This is a genomic window from Pseudomonas sp. JE3303, assembly GCF_056312565.1.
Genome location: NZ_JBWGIF010000007.1, coordinates 17,892 through 40,147 on the forward strand (window position 1 = coordinate 17,892; position 22,256 = coordinate 40,147).

General features: G+C 64.9%; 18 protein-coding genes. 17 read left to right on the top strand and 1 reads right to left on the bottom strand.

The window, feature by feature from the left end; translation table 11 throughout:
• Nucleotides 1–322 precede the first annotated feature (322 nt).
• The 16 genes from AC0ZZU_RS11470 to AC0ZZU_RS11545 are packed head-to-tail and all read left to right on the top strand — an operon-like array spanning nucleotide 323 to nucleotide 18,177.
• Nucleotides 323–1,675 carry a UDP-glucose dehydrogenase family protein gene (locus tag AC0ZZU_RS11470; protein WP_476340762.1) on the top strand — a complete coding sequence of 451 codons (1,353 nt, stop codon included), beginning with the start codon at nucleotides 323–325 and terminating at the stop codon, nucleotides 1,673–1,675.
• Nucleotides 1,672–2,733 carry an NAD-dependent epimerase gene (locus tag AC0ZZU_RS11475; protein WP_476340763.1) on the top strand — a complete coding sequence of 354 codons (1,062 nt, stop codon included), beginning with the start codon at nucleotides 1,672–1,674 and terminating at the stop codon, nucleotides 2,731–2,733. The genes AC0ZZU_RS11470 and AC0ZZU_RS11475 overlap by 4 nt, the downstream gene beginning before the upstream one ends.
• Nucleotides 2,730–3,476 (top strand): sugar transferase, encoded by a 747-nt coding sequence (locus AC0ZZU_RS11480; RefSeq protein ID WP_476340764.1) that lies wholly within the window; start codon nucleotides 2,730–2,732, stop codon nucleotides 3,474–3,476. Before AC0ZZU_RS11475 ends, AC0ZZU_RS11480 begins: the two co-directional genes overlap by 4 nt.
• Nucleotides 3,477–4,130 carry a CpsD/CapB family tyrosine-protein kinase gene (locus AC0ZZU_RS11485; protein ID WP_158457938.1) on the top strand — a complete coding sequence of 218 codons (654 nt, stop codon included), beginning with the start codon at nucleotides 3,477–3,479 and terminating at the stop codon, nucleotides 4,128–4,130. It begins immediately after the preceding gene.
• A 21-nt stretch (nucleotides 4,131–4,151) separates the two neighbouring features.
• Nucleotides 4,152–5,177 (top strand): polysaccharide biosynthesis/export family protein, encoded by a 1,026-nt coding sequence (locus tag AC0ZZU_RS11490; protein ID WP_476340766.1) that lies wholly within the window; start codon nucleotides 4,152–4,154, stop codon nucleotides 5,175–5,177.
• A 12-nt stretch (nucleotides 5,178–5,189) separates the two neighbouring features.
• A complete protein-coding gene (locus tag AC0ZZU_RS11495; protein ID WP_476340767.1) occupies nucleotides 5,190–6,764 on the top strand; it encodes a GumC family protein in 1,575 nt (524 codons plus the stop codon).
• Nucleotides 6,761–7,852, top strand: a complete 1,092-nt coding sequence (locus AC0ZZU_RS11500; RefSeq protein WP_257604510.1) for a glycosyltransferase family 4 protein — start codon at nucleotides 6,761–6,763, stop codon at nucleotides 7,850–7,852. The genes AC0ZZU_RS11495 and AC0ZZU_RS11500 overlap by 4 nt, the downstream gene beginning before the upstream one ends.
• Nucleotides 7,849–9,219 (top strand): O-antigen ligase family protein, encoded by a 1,371-nt coding sequence (locus AC0ZZU_RS11505; RefSeq protein WP_476340769.1) that lies wholly within the window; start codon nucleotides 7,849–7,851, stop codon nucleotides 9,217–9,219. Before AC0ZZU_RS11500 ends, AC0ZZU_RS11505 begins: the two co-directional genes overlap by 4 nt.
• Nucleotides 9,216–10,181, top strand: coding sequence for a glycosyltransferase family 2 protein (locus AC0ZZU_RS11510; RefSeq protein WP_476340770.1), 966 nt, complete (start codon nucleotides 9,216–9,218; stop codon nucleotides 10,179–10,181). The genes AC0ZZU_RS11505 and AC0ZZU_RS11510 overlap by 4 nt, the downstream gene beginning before the upstream one ends.
• Nucleotides 10,174–11,310 (top strand): glycosyltransferase, encoded by a 1,137-nt coding sequence (locus AC0ZZU_RS11515; protein WP_476340771.1) that lies wholly within the window; start codon nucleotides 10,174–10,176, stop codon nucleotides 11,308–11,310. The genes AC0ZZU_RS11510 and AC0ZZU_RS11515 overlap by 8 nt, the downstream gene beginning before the upstream one ends.
• A gap of 9 nt (nucleotides 11,311–11,319) precedes the next feature.
• Nucleotides 11,320–12,330, top strand: coding sequence for a polysaccharide deacetylase family protein (locus AC0ZZU_RS11520; protein ID WP_476340772.1), 1,011 nt, complete (start codon nucleotides 11,320–11,322; stop codon nucleotides 12,328–12,330).
• Complete coding sequence (locus tag AC0ZZU_RS11525) at nucleotides 12,327–13,628, top strand: oligosaccharide flippase family protein (protein WP_476340773.1); 1,302 nt, start codon at nucleotides 12,327–12,329, stop codon at nucleotides 13,626–13,628. Before AC0ZZU_RS11520 ends, AC0ZZU_RS11525 begins: the two co-directional genes overlap by 4 nt.
• Nucleotides 13,625–15,544, top strand: a complete 1,920-nt coding sequence (locus AC0ZZU_RS11530) for a hypothetical protein (RefSeq protein WP_476340774.1) — start codon at nucleotides 13,625–13,627, stop codon at nucleotides 15,542–15,544. The genes AC0ZZU_RS11525 and AC0ZZU_RS11530 overlap by 4 nt, the downstream gene beginning before the upstream one ends.
• 34 nt (nucleotides 15,545–15,578) lie before the next feature.
• A complete protein-coding gene (locus tag AC0ZZU_RS11535) occupies nucleotides 15,579–16,268 on the top strand; it encodes an N-acetyltransferase (protein WP_476340776.1) in 690 nt (229 codons plus the stop codon).
• A gap of 3 nt (nucleotides 16,269–16,271) precedes the next feature.
• Nucleotides 16,272–17,444, top strand: coding sequence for a GNAT family N-acetyltransferase (locus tag AC0ZZU_RS11540; RefSeq protein WP_476340777.1), 1,173 nt, complete (start codon nucleotides 16,272–16,274; stop codon nucleotides 17,442–17,444).
• Nucleotides 17,416–18,177 carry a carbohydrate deacetylase gene (locus AC0ZZU_RS11545; RefSeq protein WP_476340778.1) on the top strand — a complete coding sequence of 254 codons (762 nt, stop codon included), beginning with the start codon at nucleotides 17,416–17,418 and terminating at the stop codon, nucleotides 18,175–18,177. Before AC0ZZU_RS11540 ends, AC0ZZU_RS11545 begins: the two co-directional genes overlap by 29 nt.
• A gap of 21 nt (nucleotides 18,178–18,198) precedes the next feature.
• Here the strand turns inward: AC0ZZU_RS11545 and AC0ZZU_RS11550 are convergent, their stop codons facing one another.
• Nucleotides 18,199–20,421: a putative bifunctional diguanylate cyclase/phosphodiesterase gene (locus AC0ZZU_RS11550; RefSeq protein WP_476341070.1), complete on the bottom strand. Its 2,223-nt coding sequence runs from the start codon at nucleotides 20,419–20,421 to the stop codon at nucleotides 18,199–18,201.
• Between the two features lie 139 nt (nucleotides 20,422–20,560).
• On the opposite strand from AC0ZZU_RS11550, the gene AC0ZZU_RS11555 reads away from it, so the two are divergent.
• Complete coding sequence (locus AC0ZZU_RS11555) at nucleotides 20,561–22,180, top strand: NADP-dependent glyceraldehyde-3-phosphate dehydrogenase (RefSeq protein ID WP_476340780.1); 1,620 nt, start codon at nucleotides 20,561–20,563, stop codon at nucleotides 22,178–22,180.
• Nucleotides 22,181–22,256: the final 76 nt, after the last annotated feature.

Here is a 22,256-nt window from a genome sequence, read left to right on the forward strand (position 1 = left end):
CCGTTAATGTCAACTTATTGGCGAAGCGATATAGCCGTATTTTGGCGCTTAAATACAGTCCGTAAGGCAACTACCTATCACGTTAAGCCCCCGTTTTACGGGGAGTTTGACCATTCATCGGGTAATAATTCGGCCATGTGCCAGCAACTTTGAATGCTAAGTTTCGGATTCAAAAAGAGTTGATGGCAAAAGGCCGGAATTGCCAGTGGCTGTAACTGAAGCGAAACATGCCATTGCTTTGACGCAAAACGGCAAGGCTGAGCTATACCCAAGTCACATCGCTGTTTCATTCCCCTTACTACTTCATACGAGGCACGCCGGCATGGATGTGAGCGTATTTGGCACCGGCTATGTCGGGCTTGTACAAGCAGCTGCCCTGGCAGATGTTGGCCACCGCGTACTGTGCGTCGACGTCGACACGCACAAGATCAATCAGTTGCGTCAAGGCGTCCCACCGATCAGCGAGCCAGGCCTGTCGGTCATGCTCGAGGAAAACATCAAGGAAGGCCGCCTGCTGTTCAGCACCCAGGCCAGCGACGCCGTCGCGCATGCGGAGCTGATCTTCATCGCGGTGGGCACGCCTCCAGACGAAGACGGATCGGCCGACCTGACCCATGTGCTCGACGTCACCCGGCAGATCGCCGGGCTGATGGAAGAAGACCGCACCCTGATCATCAAGTCGACCGTGCCGGTGGGCACCGCCGACAAGGTGATTGCCCTGGCCCGTGAAGAGCTGCTGCACCTGGCCAAGGACAACCTGGAAGTACGCGTTGTCTCCAACCCCGAGTTTCTCAAGGAAGGCAGTGCCCTGGCCGATTGCATGCGCCCGGACCGGATCATCATCGGCACCCGTGACGAGATTGCCCACGAGCAACTGGCCGAACTCTACGCGCCCTTCTGCCGCAACCGTGAAAAGCTCATGTTCATGGACAACCGCAGCGCCGAGCTGACCAAGTACGCCGCCAACGCCATGCTCGCCACGCGGATCAGCTTCATGAACGAGCTGGCCAACCTCAGCGAGCACCTGGGTGCCGATATCGAGGCGGTGCGCCGCGGCATCGGCTCCGACCCGCGCATTGGCTACCACTTCATCTACCCAGGCTGCGGTTTCGGCGGCTCGTGCTTCCCCAAGGACATCCGCGCCCTGCTGCACACTGCCGAGCATAGCGGCATGCCGCTGCGCCTGCTGCAAAGCGTCAGCGAAATCAATGACCGTCAACGGCAGATTCTCTTCGGCAAGCTCAAGCAGCGCCTGCAAGGGCAGCTGCGCGGCAAGTCGATCGCCATCTGGGGCCTGGCGTTCAAGCCCAATACCGACGACATGCGCGAAGCGCCCAGCCGCTACCTGATGGAAGCGCTGTGGGCCGAAGGCGCCACAGTGCGGGCCTATGACCCCGAAGCCATGGACGAATGCCGGCGCCTGTACGGCTATCGTGACGACCTGCACCTGTGCGCCACCCGTGACGACACGCTGCAGGACGCGGACGCCCTGGTGATCTGCACCGAATGGAAGAATTTCCGCGTGGTGGACTTCACCGTGCTGGCCCACAAGCTGCGCGCCCGCCTGATCATCGATGGCCGCAACCTGTACGCCCCCGAGGTGGTTGCCTCGCACGGGCTGAGCTACACGGGCATCGGGCTGCGCCAAGTGCCGCCACAGGTCCCGGCACCATGAAAGTGCTGGTGACCGGCGCCGCCGGATTCATCGGAGCCCATGTCAGCCTGCGCCTGATCCGCGACGGCCACCAGGTGCTGGGCCTTGACAACTTCAACGACTACTACGACCCGGCGCTCAAGCGTGCACGGGTGCGGTGGATCGAGGATCAGACCGGGCCCTTCGCCCTGCACCTGATGGACCTCGGCGACCGCGACGGCGTGGCCCGCCTGTTCGCCCAGGAGCGTCCGGATGTAGTGGTGCATCTGGCCGCCCAGGCGGGTGTGCGCTACTCGCTGGACAACCCCCAGGCGTACGTCGACAGCAATCTGTGCGGATTCCTGAACATTCTCGAAGGCTGCCGCCGTTATCCGGTGCGCCATCTGCTGTACGCCTCGTCAAGCTCGGTGTACGGCGCCAACCAGCGCATCCCTTACCGGGTACAGGACGCCGTCGACCATCCGTTGTCGTTGTACGCCGCCACCAAGAAAGCCAACGAGGCGATGGCCCACAGCTACAGCCACCTGTATGGGATCCCCTGCAGCGGCCTGCGCTTCTTCACCGTCTACGGTCCCTGGGGCCGGCCGGACATGTCGCCGATCCAGTTCGCCCAGGCGATCACCCAGGGGCGGCCGATCCAGCTGTTCAACCATGGACATCACCAGCGCGACTTCACCTATATCGACGACATCGTCGAAAGCCTGGTGCGGCTGATCCCCCTGCCGCCCCTGGTGAATCCGGACTGGGATCGCGCACAACCGGACCCATCCAGCAGCCACGCGCCCTGGCGCATCTACAACATTGGCGGCCAGCGCCCTGCGGAGCTGACCGACTACGTCGCCTTGCTGGAAAAACACCTGCAGCGCAAAGCCGACATCGAGCTGCTGCCATTGCAGCCGGGCGATGTGCTGACCACCTGCGCCGATGCCAGCGCCCTGGAGCGCGTCACCGGTTTTACCCCGCAAGTTTCCCTGGACGAAGGACTCGGGCGTTTTGTCGCCTGGTTCCATCGTTACTACTCGCGCTCCGCGAAGGCCATCAAGCCAGGCGAGCGCAGGCATGAACGGAGGGCGTTATGACAGGACAACCACGAAGTGCGGAGATGCAAGGCCTGCATCGGGACAAACGTATGGATCCGGCGCATCGCCAGCGCATGGATGCCGCCATCCACATGCAAGGACGCGGCTGGCTGACAGGCCGCGTCGGTGGGCGGCCGTGGACCCTGTCACGCACCAACCGGGCGCTGTCCTGCCTGGGCGCACTGGCGCTTCTGGCGGTGATTTCGCCGCTGCTGCTGATGCTGGCGGTACTGGTCAAGCGCAGCAGCCCGGGTCCTGTGTTCTTCATCCAGAAACGCACCGGCTACCGCGGGCGCACGTTCGGTATGTACAAGTTCCGCACCATGGTTGCCAACGCCGAGGACCTGAAGGACTCGGTGCGTCACCTGAACAAGCACGGAGCCGACGCCATCGACTTCAAGATCGACAAGGATCCAAGGGTTACCCGCATCGGCAGCCTGCTGCGTCGCACCAGCCTCGACGAGCTGCCCAATCTGATCAACGTGGTCACCGGCGACATGCGCCTGGTCGGCCCAAGGCCTACGTCCTTCAACGCCTATCGCTACAAGGACAACCACCTGGCACGCCTGAGCATCTATCCGGGCATGACAGGGCTTTGGCAGATCTCTGGTCGCAGTGATATCGACTTCGACCAGCGCGTTGAGCTGGACCTTAGCTACATCAATGAACAGAGCTTGATGCTGGACCTGAAAATCCTCTTCAAGACGCCCTTTAAAGTCTTCAGCGGCCACGGAGCAAGTTGAATGGACGGTTCTACTTCGAGAAGTCTGAGCATCGCCAACCCGAGCGAAACCAACCTCACCGCCACGGTGCTCGACCTGGAGCAGCGCACCCTGTTGCTGACCGCGGCCAACACCGGCAGCGGCACCAGCACCAGCGCACTGGCCTTCGCCAGCCAGCTGGCACTGATGAGCGCAGGCCCCGTGCTGCTGATCGACAGCAACGGCGGTGGCACCGGCGCAAGCCTCAGCCAACAGCTGGGCCTGCACAAGCTGCGAGGTTTCACGGACCTGCTGTTCAACCAGGACACTCCGCCGCTGGCGCTGGACTGCATCGTGCGCCTGTCCGACCAGCCCTTCGATGTGCTGCCCGCGGGCACCTTCAAGCGCGGTCGCGACCGCCTCAGCCCTGACTTGCTGCGGGTACTGCTGGCACAGCTGAGCAGCCATTACCGCTTTGTAGTGATCGACGGCGAGGCGGTGTATGCCAGCGCCGACAGCCTGGTCATCGGCACCTTGGTCGACGGCGTGATCCTGGTGATCTGCGCCGAGGAAACCCGTTGGGAAGTGGCCCAGGCCACCGCCCAGCGCCTGAGCCAGGCCGGCGCTCAGCTGATCGGCAGCGTATTCAACCGGCGCAAGTACTACATGCCCAAGTGGCTGTACAACAACCTCTGAGGCCAGCACAGGATGCTCACCATGAAATATCCAACGATTGCCCTGTGCCTGCTGGGCCTGGCCGGATGCGCCAGCCAAGAGACACGCGAAATGCCGGTGCAGATTCTGACCGCGCCGGCCGCCGATGCCCAAGCTACCGAAGTGACCCAGCGCGAGCAGGTACTGCGCCCGCAGGACGTGCTCGAAGTGATCTTCCACTTCCCCAACACCACGGCGAGCGGCGGTGTGTACCGCATCCAGTCCGGTGACAACATCGACCTGAACTTCATGGCCGCCAGCGGCCTGAACGGCAGCCAGATCGTGCAGCCTGACGGCACCATCACCCTGCCGAGCACCAACTCCAGCGTTCGGGTCGAGGGCAAGACACCTTCCGAAGCTGAAACGGCGATTCGCGAGGAGTACCGCAACAAGCGAATCTTCCAGAACAACCGTGACCAGGTGACCTTGCGGGTGCTCAGCCCCATGAGCAGCGACATGAACCTGCGCAACGCCCTGACCCACCCCGGCACCGGCATGAGCCGCGACATCACCGTGGGCACCGACGGGCGCGCGACCTTCCCGGAGATCGGCTCGGTCGCGCTGCAGGGCATGACCGTCAACCAGCTGCGTGACCATCTCAACCAGCGCTACGCCGACCTGCCAGGCCGGATGACCGTGGACGTGCTGCTCAAGTCCACCGCGGCCAACGAGATCTATGTGCTCGGTGAGGTCGGATCGCCCGGTGCGTTCCAGATCCGTCGCCCGGTCTCGGTGCTCGAAGCGCTGACCCTGGCCCGTGGCCCGACCCTCAAGGCCAAGCTCGGCTCGGTGGTGATCATGCGCCGCAACGGCAACACCGTGCAGGCCGTGAACTACGACGTCGACAAGGCGCTGGCCGGCGACAACAAGAAGATCGCCTACCTGCAGCCTGAAGACATGCTGTACGTGCCCAAGACTACCTTGGCAAGCGCTGGCGAGCTGTCGCGGCAACTGGCAGACGTCGTGCTGTTCCAGGGCTTCGGCTTCAGCTTCAGCTACCGCGTCGACAACAAAGACGAAGACAACTAAGGGACAAGGTCCATGACTACGCAGCCAAAAGAGAACTATGTGCATGAGTTCTTCCGGATCTTCTTCGCCAACAAGCAGTTGGTCAAACGTGTGTTCTTGTTCTTTGCGGTGATCGCCCTGCTGCTGCCGTTGGCGCTCAAGCAAAGTTTCGACATCACCGCTGAAGTGATTGTTCAGTCGAAGAAACTCTCGCAGAGCGACGCCAGCTCGGCGCTGACCCAGGAAGCCGACCAGTTCATCCCGCCATCACTGGCGGACATGGAAACCGAGAGCAATATCCTGCGCTCGCCGGCACTGATCCGCGAAACCTTCAGCCAGCTGCGCAAGGAAGGCCACTTCCAGGAAGAGCCTGGCCTGCTGCAACGCACCGTGTTCACGCCGCTCAACGAATCGGTGGTCGACCCGGTCAAGCGCCTGTTCGGCACTGAAGTAGCCGAATCCCGCGACACCGAGCTCGACGGCCTTACCGACCAGGCGATCAAGGACCTGCACGTTGAAACCCTGCCAGGCTCCAACGTCATCTCGCTGATCTACAGCGCAGAGGACTCCAAGCTGGGCACGCTGTTCCTGGGCAGGTTGCTGGACAACTTCCTGAAGAACCGCCAGGACCTGCAGTCCAACGAGCTGCCCGAAGCCTTCTACGAGCAGAAGAAACTGCACTACCAGGCCCGCCTGGGCGACCTTGAAGGCCAACGCATGGCGTTGCTGCAAGGCATCGGCTCGTCCGAACCGCGCGAGGAGATCACCTTCCGCCTCAACGCCATCAACACCGAAGAGCAGGCGCTGAACCTGTCGCGTGACCGCCAGCTGCAGAACCAGCAATGGCTCGACTACCTCAAGAGCAACCTGGGTACGGCCACCAAGGCGCGGGCAGCTGACTACAGCTTCCCCTACACCTTCACCACCACTGTCGACAACGTTGCCTTCGAGGACCGCGAGATCAAGCAAGTCGGTGAACAGCTGACCGCCCAGATCGCCCGCTACACCGCCGACATGACCGTGTTCCAGCCAAGCTCGGAGCCGATGATGCTGGCCCGTGAGCAGATCAGCCGCCTGCGTGGGCAGTTCCTGAAGCTCGTCGACAACCGCATCCGCGAGCGTCAGCAGGACCTGTCGGTGACCCAGCAGATCATTGCGCAGAAAACCGACCGCATCGCCGAGTACAAGGACCGCATCCATCAGCTGCGCGAAACCCAGAGCAAGACCCGCCAGCTCGATACCGAGATCGAAGCCCTGCACAAAGCCTTCTCCACCTACGCCCAGCGTTATGAAGAAAGCCGTGGCCAAGGCCTGTTCGATGGCAGCCAGTCCAACGCGCGGATTCTGAGCGCACCGTACGAGCCCGCTGCCGCGTCCTTCCCCAAACCTGGCCTGATCATCCCGTTCGGCTTGCTGACCGGCCTGCTGCTGTCGATCGCCCTGGTCTACGTGAAGGAGTTCTTCGACCGCCGCTTCAAGCATCCTGCCCAGATCACCCACCAGCTTGGCCTGCCCGTGCTGCTGGTGATCAACGACCAGACTCCAGCGCTGCCTAACCCGCACCGCACCTGGACCCTGCCACGCCTGGTGCACTGGGTGCGCAATTGAACGCCGCCGTCCCTGCCCGTCGCCAGGCGATCGTGCACCTGCTCAGCAGTGGCGGCTTCTATGGCGCCGAGCGCATGTTGCTGGACCACTGCCTGGCGACACCGGGCGAGCATCGGGTGCTGTTCCTCGATGCTCCAGCGGATCTGGTGGCGCGCTTTCGCGAGGCAGGTATCCAGTGCCAGACCTGCCGGGGCCTCAGTCAGCTGCTGGCGCAATTGCGGCAGCAGCGCGACCTGCGCCCGCTGATCAACACGCACAACTTCAAGGGCCTGCTGTTCGGCTGGCTGGGCGCAAGCCTGTGGCGCTTGCCACTGGTGATCACCCAGCACGGTTTCACGCCGCGCAGCACCAAGCAGCGCTTCTATACGTGGCTGAGCCTGCAACTGTGCCGCACGCCCACGGTGGCCCGGGTGGTCTGCGTGGCCGAGAGCATCGCGCGGCTGCATCGCGAAGCCGGGGTCGAGGCCGACAAGCTGCAGGTCATCCCCAATGGCCTGCCCCACGCCAAGGCCCTGCCCCAGCGGGTGCCCAACGGCGGTCGCTGGCTGGCAGGGTATGTCGGCCGACTGAGCAGCGAGAAAGGCCCGGACCTGTTTCTCGACGCGCTGATTCCGCTGTGTCAGCAGCGCCCCAAGGTGCGTGCCGTGATGCTGGGCGAAGGCCCCGAGCGCGCCGCCTTGCAGGCGCGTATCGATGCCGCGGGGCTGACCGAGCGGATCACCTTGCCGGGCTTCCAGCGTGACATGCGCAGCTGGATGGTGCGCCTGGATGCCCTGGTGATCAGCTCGCGCACCGAAGGCACGCCGATGATCCTGCTTGAAGCCATGCAGGACGGCGTGCCGGTAGTGGCCTTCGGCGTTGGCGGGATCCCGGATGTGATCGAGCACGGCCAGAGCGGCCTGCTGGCCCCGCCGCTGGCGGTCGACGAACTGGGCCAGCACCTGCTGGCCCTGCTCGATGACCCTGCCCAGGCCGCGGAGCTGGTGGCCCGCGCACGCCGCACGCAACAGGAACGTTATCACCTGCCGACCCTGGCACAGCGCTGGGCCCAGGTCTACCGGGGCGCAGCCAAGGAGCTTGTCGCATGATCATTCCACTGTCTTTGCTCGGCCTGGTCGCAGTGCTTGGCCTGGGCCTGCTCGCCAGCCCCTATCCTTTCCTGGCCCCCGGTGCGGTGCTGGGACTGGCCGGTGCGCTGGTGCTGTACCGCCGCCCCGCCTGGGGCCTGCTGGCGATCGCTGCCCTGGTCCCGCTCGAAGGACTGCTCAAGGACGGTCTGCTGTCAGGGGCCAAGCTGATCGGGGTGGGCCTGGCGCTGATCCTTGCGTTGCAGCTGGCAGTCCGGCAACTGCCGGGCGAACGCCTGCAAAGTACCCACTGGCGTCTGCTGGTGCCGTTCATGGCGCTGTACCTGCTGAGCCTGTGGACCACCGACAGCCAATTGCTGTCGATCGGGCACCTGCGTGAGTTCATCGTCGGCCTGGTCGTATTCGTGCTCACCCTGCTGATCGGCCGCGACCTCAACCTGCCCATGCTCGCCCGGGTCGTGACCGTCAGTGCCTGCGTGACCTGCCTGTTCGCGATCTTCTCCACCAAATACCAGGAGCAGGGCCGCGCTTCGGCCATGCTCGACCCCAACTCCTTTGCGATGCTGATCACCATCGCGACCCCGCTGGGCCTGTGGCTGGCGATCAAGAGCCGGCAGATCCCGGTCAAGCTGTTCTGGGCCGCCTGCTGCATGCTGCTGCTGGCCGGCATGACCAAGACCGAGTCGCGCTCGGGGCTGGTGGTGCTGCTGATCAGTCTTGGCATCGTGCTCTACAACTACCGTGAACAGCTCACCCGGATACGCCCCCGGCACCTGGGCTTCGCCATGCTCGGCCTGGCCATCGTCTTGCCGCTGGGCGCGGCGATGATGCCGGCAGGCTATGTGGAGCGTATCCAGTCGCTGGTGCTGCTCAAGTCGGGTGTCAACGCCCACAAGGATGAATCCCTGGGCCGCCGCGCCTCCTACCTGGTGGTCGGCAAGGAGATGATCAGCGACAGTCCGCTGCTGGGCACCGGCCCGGGCACCTTCCCGCTGCACTACGCGCAGACCGGTTTCTCCAAGGCGTTCTCGCCGGTCAACAGCAAGCCCACCGACCTCTATCGCCGGGCACACAACACCTACCTGGAGATCTTCAGCGAAACCGGCCTGCCTGCCGGGCTGCTGTTCGTCGGCATGATCGCCCTGGCCCTGCGCAATTTCTGGAAGGCCCGGGGGGCCTGGCTCGACGCCGGCAACCACGACCAGGCCGACATGATGACCCACCTGACCATGAGCATGCTGGCGATCGGGCTGTTCCTGATGTTCCTCAGCGCGCCAACCCACAAGTACCTGTGGCTGATGCTGGCCTTGTCCAGCGTGGTCTGGCGCCAGGCCGCCGAAGCCCGAGAGCAGGGGGTGAAGGCATGAGCCTGGTCAGCATCGTCATTCCGATGTTCAACGAGGCGCGGCACATCGGCCGCACCTTGAAGGCCGCGCGCCTGGCCGCGGAAGTCGCGGGCCTGGACTGCGAGCTGGTGGTGGTCGACAACGGCTCCAGCGACGAGGGTCCGGGTATCGCCCGGGACTTCGGTGCGCGCGTGCTGCGCCTGCCGGGCCTGGCCATCGGCGCCCTGCGCAACCAGGGCGCACGCGCCAGCAAAGGCGAGTGGCTGGCGTTCCTGGACGCTGACATCGAGGTACCGCAGGAGTGGCTGAGTCGCCTGCTGGTGCTGCACGGCGAAGGCCAGGGCGATGTGTTCGCGCTGGACTGCGACACTCCGCGCCAGGCGCCCTGGTTCGCCTACGCCTGGCAGCGCCGCACCTTGCGCGCAGGCCGCCATGTGCAGCACAGCAACTGGCTGCCGACCCCCAACCTGCTGATGCTGCGCACCTGGTTCGATCGCGTCGACGGCTTTGATGAACGCCTGCGCACCGGCGAGGACAAGGACTTTACCTTGCGCCTGAGCCAGGCAGGCGCCCGGCTTTGCGTGCTGCGCAAGCCGGTGGTGCTGCACTGGGGCTTCGAGGCCAGCTGGGGGGAGTGGCTGGGCAAGGAGCTGTGGCGCCAGGGCAGCCATCTGCAACTGCTGCGCAGCAACGGGTTGAGCCTGCGCCTGTTGCGTTTCCCGCTGTTGTCGCTGGCGATCTGGCTGTTCGACCTGGTGGCCCTGTCGCTGCTCACCGGCGGTAATGGCCGCGGGGCGCTGGTCGCGCTGCTGGTCGGCGCCCTGCCGGCCCTCGGGTTGGGCCTGCGGCAAAGTCTGAAGCACCGTGATCCGTTGTTCATCCTGCAACTCTGGATGCTGCATTGGCTGCGCCTGCACCTGGCAGGCGCGGCGCTGCTGCTCAGCCTGTTCAACCGAACCGCAAGGAGGCCCGCCCGTGGCTGAGTACATCTTCTGGTCGTGCCTGTTGTTGCCCCTGTATGCCTGGGTTGGCTACCCCGTGCTGCTGACCCTGGCCGCTCCGTTCTTCGCTCGCCGCACTACAGCGCCGCTGGTGCCGCAGACGGTCAGCGTAGTGATCGCCGCGCACAACGAAGAGCGCCATATCGAGCAGAAACTGCTCAGCGTGCTCAATCAGGACTACGCGGCCGCCAGCCTCCAGGTCGTGGTGGCCAGCGACGGTTCCAGCGACCGTACCGTGGCCTTGGCCCGCAGCCTTGGCGACAAGCGCGTGCTGGTGCTCGACCTGCCGCGGCTGGGAAAGGCCGGCGCGCTCAACACGGCTGTCAACTATTGCCGCGGCGACATCCTGGTGTTCACCGACGCCGACAACCAATGGGCGGGCAATACCCTGGGCCTGCTCCTGGCCCCCCTGGGCGACCCCACCGTAGGCGGCACCGCCGGCCACATGATCATTCCCAACCCAGGCAAGGGCCTGAGCCTGGGCGACAGCCTGTACCGCCACTATGAAGCCTGGCTGCGCAAGGTGGAGAACCGCACCGGCTGCATGGTCTCGGCCGACGGCGCGCTGCTGTCCCTGCGCCGCTCGTTGTTCCAGCCGATTCCGGCGCAGGTCAACGACGACTTCTATATCAGCACCTGCGCTCCGGCCGCCGGCCAACGCATCGTCTATGTGCCGGAAGCCGTGGTGCTCGACCAGGGGGTGGACGAGGCCGACAAGCAGTTCCGCCGCCGCCAGCGCGTCACCGTCGGCGGCCTGCTGAGCCTGGCCGCCCGCCGTGAGCTGCTCAACCCGCTGGACCATGGGCTCTACGCCATCGCCTTGATCAGCCACAAGCTGATTCGCCGACTGGCCCCCGTGCTGCTGCTTCCCCTGCTGCTGGCCAACGTCTGGCTGGCTGGCCAACCCGGTTTCTACCAGCTGACCCTGGCCGCGCAGCTGCTCGGCTACAGCGTGGCCATCGTCGGCCTGCTCGATGCCCGGCACCGCCTGCCCAGGCCGTTTCGCCTGGCGGCGTTCATCCTGGTCACCCTGGCCGGCATGAGCGTCGGCCTGTGGCAGTTCTTGCGCGGGCACAGCTACAGACAGTGGAACCCTGACCAGAACCGATGAGCGATGGATATGCCGATCAAGACACGTATCAAGCAGGCCAGCGGTTGGTTGTACTTCATGTCCCCGAAGGGGCGGTCGCAACTGCGCGGGGCCGGGGTCATCCTGATGCTGCACCGGGTACTGGCCGACGACGCCAGCGCGGCCCTGCCCCATCGCAACGAGCTGTGCATCGGCCCGAAGGCTTTCGAGGGACTGCTGCGCTGGCTGCCGAAGCATTTTGACTGCGTCAGCCTCATGGACCTGCTCGACGCCCACGAGAAACCGCGGGGCAGCGGCCGGCCCAAGGTCGCACTGACGTTCGACGACGGTTGGCGCGACAATGCCGTGAATGCCTTTCCGCTGCTGCAGCGTCACAAGGTGCCGGCGAGCATCTTTCTGTCCACCGACTTCATCGGCAGCCGCCAGCGGTTCTGGTGGGAGAGCCTGGGCGAGACCTTGTGGGGCACACACGGCGAAGGCGCGCGGCATCACCTCATCGAGCAGTTGCGCAAGATCGGCCGGCCGTTGCCTGCGGCTTATTTCATGAACAGCCAGCCAGCCGATTGCAGCCTTGCGCTGGCGCACTATCTGCAAAGTCTCAAGACACTCAGCCCGCAGGCCCTGCACATGCTCACCGACACGTGCCCGGCGGAATCGCTGCCGCAGGCCCTGGACTGGCACCAGGTGCGCGAGCTGGAAGACTCCGGCCTGATCAGCTTCGGCCCCCACGGCGCCAGCCATGCCCTGCTGCCGGGCCTGGATGACCAGCGCCTGGACGACGAACTGCGGCGCAGCCACCAGGCCCTCGAGCAGGGCTGCCGCCAGCCGTTGCCGGTGTACTGCTATCCCAACGGCGATCATGACGACCGGGTGCGCGCGCGCCTGGCCGCGCATCGCTATCCCTACGCCCTGAGCACCCGTGCCGGGATCTGCCAGGGCCAGGACGACCCCCTGGCCTTGCCGCGGATCGGGGTGAGCCAGCGCAACGCCAGCCGCCCCTCGCTGCTGGCCTGGCGCATCAGCCGTGGAGGCCGCGCATGAGCAGCAGTTACAGGCGCCACCTGGTGCTGAGCATGGGGACCAAGCTTGCGATGATCGCTCTGCGCCTGCTGCGCAACGTGCTGCTGGCGCGCATCCTCGGTCCCAGCGAACGCGGCTTGTTCGCGCTGCTGAGTACCCTCCCCGACCTGATCAGCGCCGCGACCAGCGGCGGCCTCAATACCGCAGTGGGCTTTCAGGCCGCCAAGCAGCGTTCGATGGGCCTGCTGCTGACCCAGGTGCTGGTCTACGGCTGTGCGCTGGCGGCGGTGTTGACCCTGGTCTGTGTCTTCATGGTGCGCGAGTTCGGTGCCCAGCTGGAGATCACCCTGCAACTGGGCCTGCTGGCCTGGCTGCTGCTACTGGCCGTGCCGATGACCGTGCTCAAGAGCGGCCTGCTGACACTGCACAACGCCAGTGGCGGCGTCGGGGCCTTCAATGCCTTGCGCCTGGCCGAGTCGCTGGCGCCGCTGCTGCTGTTTCTCGGGTTGTACTGGATGTGGCGCGACGAGGCACTCGAGGCCGCGCTGATCAGCTGGCTGGCGGGCATCGCCCTGGTAGTGACGCTGGGGCTCTGGTGGCTGGGCCGCCAGCATTCGATCGGCCTCTGCTGGGACCGCAGCGGCCAGCGCGAACTGCTGACCTACAGCGCCAAGAGTCATCCCGACCTGCTGTTCCAGCAACTGATCCTGCGCTCGGACTACCTGTTCATCGGCGCCATGCTGGGCAGTACCGCGCTGGGCCATTACGCCATGGCCAGCGCTGCCGCCGAACTGCTGCTGATCGTGCCCGAGGCGGTGACCACGCCCCTGATGAAGCGGCTGCTGCAACAGGATGCCGGCATGGACAAGATCACCCCGCTGGCCCTGCGCCTGACCGCGACGGTGATGCTCGGCGCCTGCCTGAGCATGGCGCTGATCGGCGAATGGCTGATCGTCACCCTGTTCGGTGCCGAGTACCAGCCCGCCTATGTGGCCTTGCTGGCCCTGCTGCCCGGCCTGCTGGGGCTGTGCTACGCGAGCATCCTGCGCCTGGACCTGCTCGGCAAGAACCGTCCCGGCACCGTGTCGCTGATGATGGGCGGAGCGGCGCTGTTGAGCCTGGCGCTCAATATCGTGCTGATTCCCCAGTGGGGCATCGTCGGCGCCGCAGCGTCCTCGTCGGTCGCGTACCTGGCGGTGACCATCGCCATGCTGGTGCTGTACTGCCGGCTGAGCGGCGTACCGCTGCTGCACACCCTGATCATCCTGCCCAGCGACTTCGCCCCGCTGCGCCAGATGCTGCAACGGAGGCCAGCATGAAACGCTTGCTATTGATAGCCGCACTGCTCACGCCCTTGGTCCCTGCGGTCCAGGCCGCCAATCTGGAATGGGGTGACATCCGCGACGGCAGCCTGTACCTGGTGCCTGGCAAGCAGGACAACCTGCGCATCCAGTGGCTGCCGGCCTGGCAGGCGCAGGCCAACGCCGAGCACCTCTACCTGCTCGACGGCCGGGGCCGCCTGCAAGCCGACCGGCCCATCGCCCCCAGCGAGACCCGCGGCGAGCAGCAGTGGCCGTTGGCCGCCAGCACCAGCCCCTACCGCCTGGAGATTGCGGGATACAGTTTTCGCCGTTATCGCATCAATCACAGCGACAGCACCCGCTCTCTGTTTGCCCCGGCCAAGGTGCACTTCAGTGCTGAAGTCGGGCCGCGTACAGAACTGTATTTCCACGTCGCTGCCGGTGAGCAGGCGATCCTGGCCGGCAAGCATCACGGCGGCGTGCGTGGCCTGCAAGCCGAGCGCCTGAGCGACGGCCAGCAGGTGCAGCTCTCACTCAAGCCCTACCGCGGCTACTGGCAGTACGATCAACTGGCGCTGCCGCCGAGCACCCGTGACGAGACCTGGCGCCTGAGCCTCCAAGGCCGCGGCAAGGCCGCTTTCTGGCTCGATGGCACCGCCAACCTGTTCGCCCTGCGCGCCGACCAGCTTGCCCCGCTTCCCAGCGCCGCAGGCCAGGTAATGCTCAAGCCCGGTACCCAGGTGCTGGGGCGCACCCCTGACCTTGGCGTGGCGCTGCCCTACGTGCTGCCCCCGCCGTCCAGCTTCGCTGCACTGGAAGCCCTGGCACCGAAAGCGGCCGGTTTCTACAGCCTGATGGACGTGATGCAGCGCAAACCACACTACGAAGACGCCTGGCGCCGCCTCTATCAGGACCATTTCGCCATCCGCCAGGACATCACGCTGCTGGCCGGCACCGGCCGGCGCGCGGACCTGGCCGATGACAAGACCACCCACGCCGGCCTGGACGCCTGGCTCGCCGCCACCGCTGCGCTGCAAGGCAAGGCGGTGCATTACCTGGCGTTCGCCGACGAGCCCAACCTCAACTACCCCGACTACGCCACCTACCGTGATTTCTTCAAGGCCATGACGGCCCGCGTACAGGCCTATCCCGGCGCCCGTGAGGCCGGAGTGCGCATCGCCATGCCCGCCTCTTCGCGCCTGGTCAACGGCCCCTTCAAGGAGGACAGCGAAACACGCCGGGGGATCGACTGGGCAAAGCGTCTGCTCAAGGAGCATGACGGGCAGATCGACGCCCTCGCCTGGCATGAATGGATGGTCCGCGACCTGCTCGCCACGCGCAGCTACCGCGACAGCGTGCGCCAGGCGGCGCAACTGGTTGGCCTGGATGCCCAGGGCCGCCCACGCAAGGCGCTGCTGCTCGACCAGACCAACATGTCCAGCGGCTCGAGCCTGAGCCCCTACGACCAGAACACCCACTACGCCGGGCTCTGGTGGACCTCGGTGGTCATCAACGCTTCCAGCGACGGCCTGCTGGACATGCTCAACTGGTTCCACGTGGCCGACGAGCCCGAATGGCCGAAGGGCATGATCCGCATGCAGGGCACCGACCGCTTCGAGCTCAAGCCGGTAGGCCTGGCCCAGCAGTTCATCCAGCGCCACTGGCTGGACCAGGTGCTGGCCCTGGACAACGACGCCTTCGAAGTCGACGCCCTGGCCATGGCCCGTGGCGCCCAGCGAAGCCTGCTGGGCGTCAACAAGGCAGAGCGTGTGCAGCAAGTGAACCTGGCCCTGGATGGCTGCCCCAGCGGTCAGCTTGAATTGTTCGGACCTGACAACCAGCCCCGGCGCGGCGATTTTGCCTGCGAGAAAGGAAAAATCCGTTTTCAACTGCCGGGGCAAACACTCTTTGCCCTGACCTGGAGCGCGTCATGAGACGCACCACGACCTGCCAAAAACAGGAGGCACCATGAGTTTTTTGGCCAAAGTTCAGGACCGGATCAAACGCAAAGGATTGCGCAGCACACTGAAAGCTGGCTACAAGCGATTTGTGTTCTACCATTTGGAACTATTGTGGCTGGAACGTGATCTGATCACCCCCGTCGCACCCAACACGCTCAAACCGGCGCCGCCAGTACGCGTCGAAAAGATCACGGTCAACAACGTCAAGGCCTTCGCCCGGCACTTCCCGAGCAAGGTCGAGACCATGCGCGACCTGGCCGCTGAGGGCTACACAGGAGTGATGCTGCTCGATGAGTCAAATGATGTGGTTGCGTTCATATGGGGCAGCACCCGCCATTACCACGACCATCACTACTACGGCTGCTGGTTCCCCGTCGGAGCCGGCGAGTTCTTTGAGTTTGGAGGGGAAGTCGCTCGCCGGTACTGGGGCACGACCCTGGCAATAGACATGCAGCTTGAGCTGTGGAAGCTGATGAGGCCACAGGGCTGCGTGAAAGTGGTTGATGTCTGCGAGAACGAAAACATCCCGGCGCTCAAGCTGCACGTGCGCACTGGCTACAAGGAGCAAGGACGAATCATGAATGTTTATTGCCTTTTTGGTCGATGGAAGTTTTTCCGCGAAACGCGCTACAGCGAGTCGCGGCTGGAAGCCTTGCGTAAACCCGAACCCCAAGTATCCACTGCCACGGTGTCCTGAGCCATGAGTCTGAAACTTACCTGGTGTGACTCTCTCCTGGCCGATAACTTCCCGGCCACCGAGTACGAACAACTGCGCCGCCGCGTGGCCGGCAGTACCCCCTTCAACCATCTCGGCTGGCTGCGCGCCGCCGAAGAAGCACTGCTGCCGGGGCAACGCCTGCAAGTGCTGCTGGGTCGAGAGCAGGGCCGGCTTTGCCTGTGCCTGCCGCTGGTGCGCCAGCGTGAAGCGTTCGGGCCCTTGCGCCTGCCGGTAGTGCGCCACCTGGGCTATCCGCTGAGCGACCGCATCGCGCTGCTCATCGACCTGCCCGACACCGATGCCGACCTGGTCCTGCACGCCATCCGCAAGCAGCTGCCGCACGCCGTGCTGCAATTGAACGAGGTATCTCAGCAAGAGTGCGACGCGGGCGGCTGGCTGGCGACCTGGGCCCACCAGAGCTCTACCCATGAACAGCGCCTGACCTGCAAGGTGCCGGTGCATCGCATCAGTGACCATGACCGCCAGGAGGTCAGCGGCGACCCCCGCTACAAGCTGCGCCGCGCGCGCAAGCGCATCGCCAACTGCGGCGCGCTGATCCGTCGGGTGCAGGCCACGCCGGACAACGTCCGCTCGCTGCTCGACGCGGTGAGCGCCGTCGAGGCCGCGAGCTGGAAAGGCGATGACGACGTCGGCATCTTTTCGGGCGAGCAGCGCGTGCAATGGATGTACCAGGCCTTCACGGCACTGGCTGCCGAAGGCTCGTTGTACTTCGTGCTGCTGGAACTGGAGGGGCGCTGCATCAGCTACCGCCTGGGCCTGGTCGAGCGCGGCCGGGTCTACGACTACAACCTGGCCTTCGAGCCCAAGCATGCGGACCTGGGCAGCGGCCGCGTACTGCTCGAAGAGTGGATTCACTGGGGGCTCGACGAGGGCTGGCGCTGGATCGATGCTTCGCGGGTGAGTCTCGAGAACTCCAGCCACCAGTTGCACGAAAGGATGACCGAGCACCTCGAGCAGTCGCGCCTGAGCTACTACAGCTGGCGCCCCGACGGCGTGGCCCTCGGGCTCGCCCTGCGCTGCTGGCGCTGGCTCAAGCCCCATCTGCACAAGCGCCGCGAGAGCGCCCCAGAAGCCACCCCTTCACTCCCTGCACAGGAACGTCCGGATGCCATCTCAGGTCATAGTCAACGCTGACGATTTCGGCCTCAATGCCCACACCAATGCCGTGATCCTGCACGCCTTCCAGGCAGGCCTGATCAGTTCGGCGACGGCCATGGCCAACATGCCCGCCTTCCCCGGTGCCTGCGTGCTGGCCCAGCAGCCGGCGCTGCGGGGCCGGATCGGGCTTCATTTCAATCTCACCTATGGCCGCCCACTGAGCCAGGCAATCCTCGGCGAGCCGCGGTTCTGCGCGGCCAATGGCGAATTTGCCCTGGGCATCAAGCGCAGCACCCTGCGCCTGACCCGGCGCGAGCGCCAGGCAGTGGAGCAGGAGTTGCAAGCACAGTGGCAGCAATGCCTGGATAACGGACTCGTGCCCAGCCATCTGGATTCGCACCAGCATGTGCACAACATCTGGCCGATCGGCGAAGTCGTGGCCCGTTTTGCCGCTGGCAAGGGCGTGCCGGTGCGCCTGGCGCGCAACGTCGGGCACAACCTCGGTCCGCTCAAGCGTGTGTTCAAGACCCTGCTCAACCGGCGCCTGCGCAAGCTGAGCGGCGCCACCGCCGACCACGTCTGCACCCCTGCCGACCTGCGCGCCGGCCTTGCTCCCACCCAAGGCGTGCTGGAAGTGGTCGCTCATCCAAGCGCCCTGGGAGGGCATGACTTTGGCGATGCCTACCTGGAGACAGGCGAATCTCTCAAAGCGTTGGTGGAGAAACAGCTCCAGGGCGTGCCGCGGGTAGGTTACGGGGTGCTGGCCTAGCGACCAAGACAGGCGCAGGCCTTAGCCTGCGCGCTGGTCGTCAAGCCACTGGCGCAGCACTTGTGCCGGCATCGGCCGGGCCATGAGAAAACCTTGGCCCTGGTCGCAGCCCGCATCGCGCAAGAAGTCATACTGGGCCTGAGTCTCGATGCCCTCGGCAGTAATGCGAAAGCCCAACGCATGGCCAAGGTCGATGATCGCGCGGGCGATCGCCACGGCGTGGTCGTCACCGGGCAGGTCCTTGATGAAGGCACGGTCGATCTTCAGGTGGTCGATGGGGAGCGAACGCAGGTAGGCCAGTGATGAGTAGCCGGTACCGAAGTCATCGACCGCCGTGGCCACGCCCAACGCCTGCAGTTGCCCGAGCACCTGACAGGCCTGCTGCTGGCTTTCCATCAGCAGGCTCTCGGTGATCTCCACTTCCAGCAGGCTTGCCGGCAGGTCATGGCGTTGCAGTGCGGCGGCCAGGCTCGAGACGTAGTCGCTGCGCTCGATCTGCAGGGCCGCGACGTTGATCGCCAGCGGCCCAGGCTGCTCGCCACTGGCACGCCAGGCCGCCAGTTGCACACACGCCATTTCCAGCACCAGTTCTCCCAAGGGGATGATCAGCCCGGTACGTTCGGCAAGAGGGATGAATTCGGCCGGAGATACCAGGCCGTGATGGGGGTCCCGCCAGCGCAGCAGCGCTTCGACACCCTCCAGGCGGCCGCTGAACAGGTCGATCTTGGGCTGGTACCACAGCTCGAATTCATTGTGCTGCAGGGCACGCCGCAGGTTGCGCTCCAGTTCCAGGCGCTGCTGCAATCGCGCGGTCATGTCTGGATGGTAAGGGCGCCAGGCGTTGCGGCCGCCCTCCTTCGCCGCGTACATGGCGGTGTCGGCGTGGCGCAACAGACTGTCGGCATCCATTCCGTGCTGAGGGCACCAGGCCAGGCCGATGCTGCCGGTGACGAGTCCGGCATTGCCGTTGAGGTCAAACGGCCGTTGCAGGCTGCGCAGCAGATCGCGGAGCTGGGCACGTACCTGCGCCTGGGTACCCTGCAGCATGAACACGAACTCATCACCGCCCAGCCGGCACAGGCGATCGCGCGTGTCGAGCTCCTGCAGGAAACGCGCGGTCGCGTGCTGCAGCAACAAATCGCCCATGGCATGGCCGAGGCTGTCATTGACCTGTTTGAAGCCATCGATATCCAGCATCAGCACCGCCAGCCCCTCACCCTTCGCAATGGCCTGGGTCAGCTGGCGCTGGAACAGCACCCGATTGGGCAGGCCGGTGATCGCGTCGTAGTGCGCCAGCCGTTCGAGCTGCACCTGTGAATGGTGAAGTTCGCGGTTGCGCAGCCTGACCAGGCGATGGCTGCGGTTGAGCTGGGCGACGAACAGGCTGAACAGCACGGTGCAGCTCAGCGCAAACAGGAACAACGGCGAATGGAACAGGCTCAGCGCCGGCCAGCCGCCACGCGGGGCCGCGGCCAGCTGCCACTGGCCACCGGGCACATCGACCGGCAGGCTGACCCGAGGCTGGCCGAACAGCTGTCTGTCGCCCCAGATCAGCGCACCCGCCGCGCCCTGACCGTCGCTGCCACGCAGAGCCACCTCGAAGTCAGGTACGGGTGGCAGGCCGGCAGCCTGCAACAAGCGGTCGATGTCGGCGACGATCGAGACATTGCCCCAGTAGAGTTTCACCCCACGCTTGCCGTTGATGAACACCGGCCGCCGGTAGATCAGCGCCTTGCCGCCCTGCAGCAGGTGCACAGGGCCTGCCAATACGGCTTCTTGCCGCTCGCGCGCCCATTGCAGCATCGGAAACTGATCAGGCAATCGACGAAAGTCCACGCCGAGCAGGCGTTCGTTGCCATGCAGGGGAAACACGCCGCTGATGACATCGTCCGGAGCCATCAGGATATGCCGCATGTAGGGCACTGATGCCACGGCTTCGCGGGCCATGACGCGGAAATGCTCGGTACTGATCCCGCCATCGGCGCTGATCAGCTGGGCAATACCCTCGGCTTCGCCAAAGGCGGCGCGCAGTTGCGCCTCCAGTCCTGCGCGGACCCCCGAAAGGCGCGCGGCAACATTGGCAACCTGCTCGCTTTCCTGGCGCTGGATGTCCAGGCGGCCGAGCACCACCGACAGGCCGATGCCGATCACCGCGAAACCGATCGGCAACAGGCGCGTGAGGCTGCCGCGCAGGGTGCAGCTGGCGGGCGGCGGATCAATGGGGGAAAGGGTCGAGTTGGTCATGGGCCCGGCGTCGAGATCGATTGCCGGTGTATCGGCGCTGTTGCAGCAAAATTGAGCCAGACTGGTCATTTTCCTATGCTCGGGTCTATGCTCGGACTGAATCGTTTCATCCACATCCACATCACGAGGAGCCACACCCATGGACCGTCCGCTCGATGCCCTGTTTCCCGCCGCCAACCAGATCCCTGAGGCCTGGCGGCTGAACGAACCGCTGGAACAACGCGACTACCTGGTCGGGGGTGAGCTCAGGCGCTGGGACGGGCCGCTGGCCACGGTCCTCAGCCCGGTATGGCTCAAGGAGGGCGCGCATGAGCGCCAGGTGATGCTCGGCAAGGCGCCGCTACTCGACGCCGACACCGCGATGACCGCCCTGGATGCCGCGGTCCAGGCCTACGACAAGGGCCGTGGTAGTTGGCCGACCCTGCGCGTGGCCGAGCGCATCGGGCATGTCGAAGCGTTCCTGGCCCGCATGCGCGAGCAGCGCGCGGCAGTGGTCAAGCTGCTGATGTGGGAGATTGGCAAGAACCTGAAGGATTCGGAGAAGGAGTTCGACCGCACCTGCGACTACATCGTCGACACCATCAATGCCCTCAAGGACCTCGACCGCCGTTCCAGCCGCTTCGAGCTGGAGCAGGACACTCTTGGTCAGATCCGCCGGGCCCCACTGGGGGTGGCCCTGTGCATGGGGCCCTATAACTACCCGTTGAACGAAACCTTCACCACGCTGATCCCGGCCCTGATCATGGGCAACACCGTGGTGTTCAAGCCGGCCAAGTTCGGCGTACTGCTGATCCGCCCATTGCTCGAGGCCTTCCGCGACAGCTTTCCGCCGGGCGTGATCAACGTCATCTACGGCCGTGGCCGGGAGACGGTCAGTGCGCTGATGGCCAGCGGCAAGATCGATGTGTTCGCCTTCATCGGCACCAACAAGGCGGCCAGCGACCTGAAGAAACTGCACCCACGCCCTCACCGCCTGCGCGCGGCGCTGGGGCTCGATGCCAAGAACCCCGGCATCGTCCTGCCAGAGGTCGACCTGGACAACGCGGTGAATGAAGCGGTGACCGGCGCCCTGTCGTTCAATGGCCAGCGCTGCACTGCGCTGAAAATTCTGTTTGTCCACGAAAGCGTGGTCGATGCCTTCCTCGACAAGTTCCAGCACAAGCTCGCCGCCCTGGTGCCGGGCATGCCTTGGGAGCCAGGCGTGGCGCTGACTCCGCTGCCCGAACCTGGCAAGGTCGACTATCTCCATGCGCTGGTCGCCGACGCGCAGGCCAAGGGTGCGCGGGTGCTCAACGCGGGCGGCGGGCAGAGCCGCGGCTCGTTCTTCTATCCAGCCCTGCTCTATCCGGTCAGTCCCGATATGCGCGTGTACACCGAGGAACAGTTCGGCCCGGTGGTGCCGGTGGTGCCCTACCGCGACCTGGAGACAGTGATCGACTACGTGCTGGATTCCGATTTCGGTCAGCAATTGAGTATCTTCGGCAACGACCCGCAGACCGTCGGCCGGCTGGTCGATACATTCGCCAACCAGGTCGGGCGGATCAATCTCAACGCCCAGTGCCAGCGTGGGCCGGACACGTACCCCTTCAACGGCCGCAAGAACAGCGCCGAAGGGACACTGTCGGTGCATGACGCATTACGGGTGTTCTCCATCAGGACCCTGGTGGCGACCAAGTTCCAGCAGGCCAACAAGGAGCTGATCAGTGAGATCATTCGCAATCGGCAGTCGAGTTTCCTGACCACTGACTACATCTTCTAGAGGACGGGGGTTTAATCGGGAAATTGCATTTGCGCATTGGCTGAAACTGTACAAGCCTTGCTGCGTCGCAATTGCG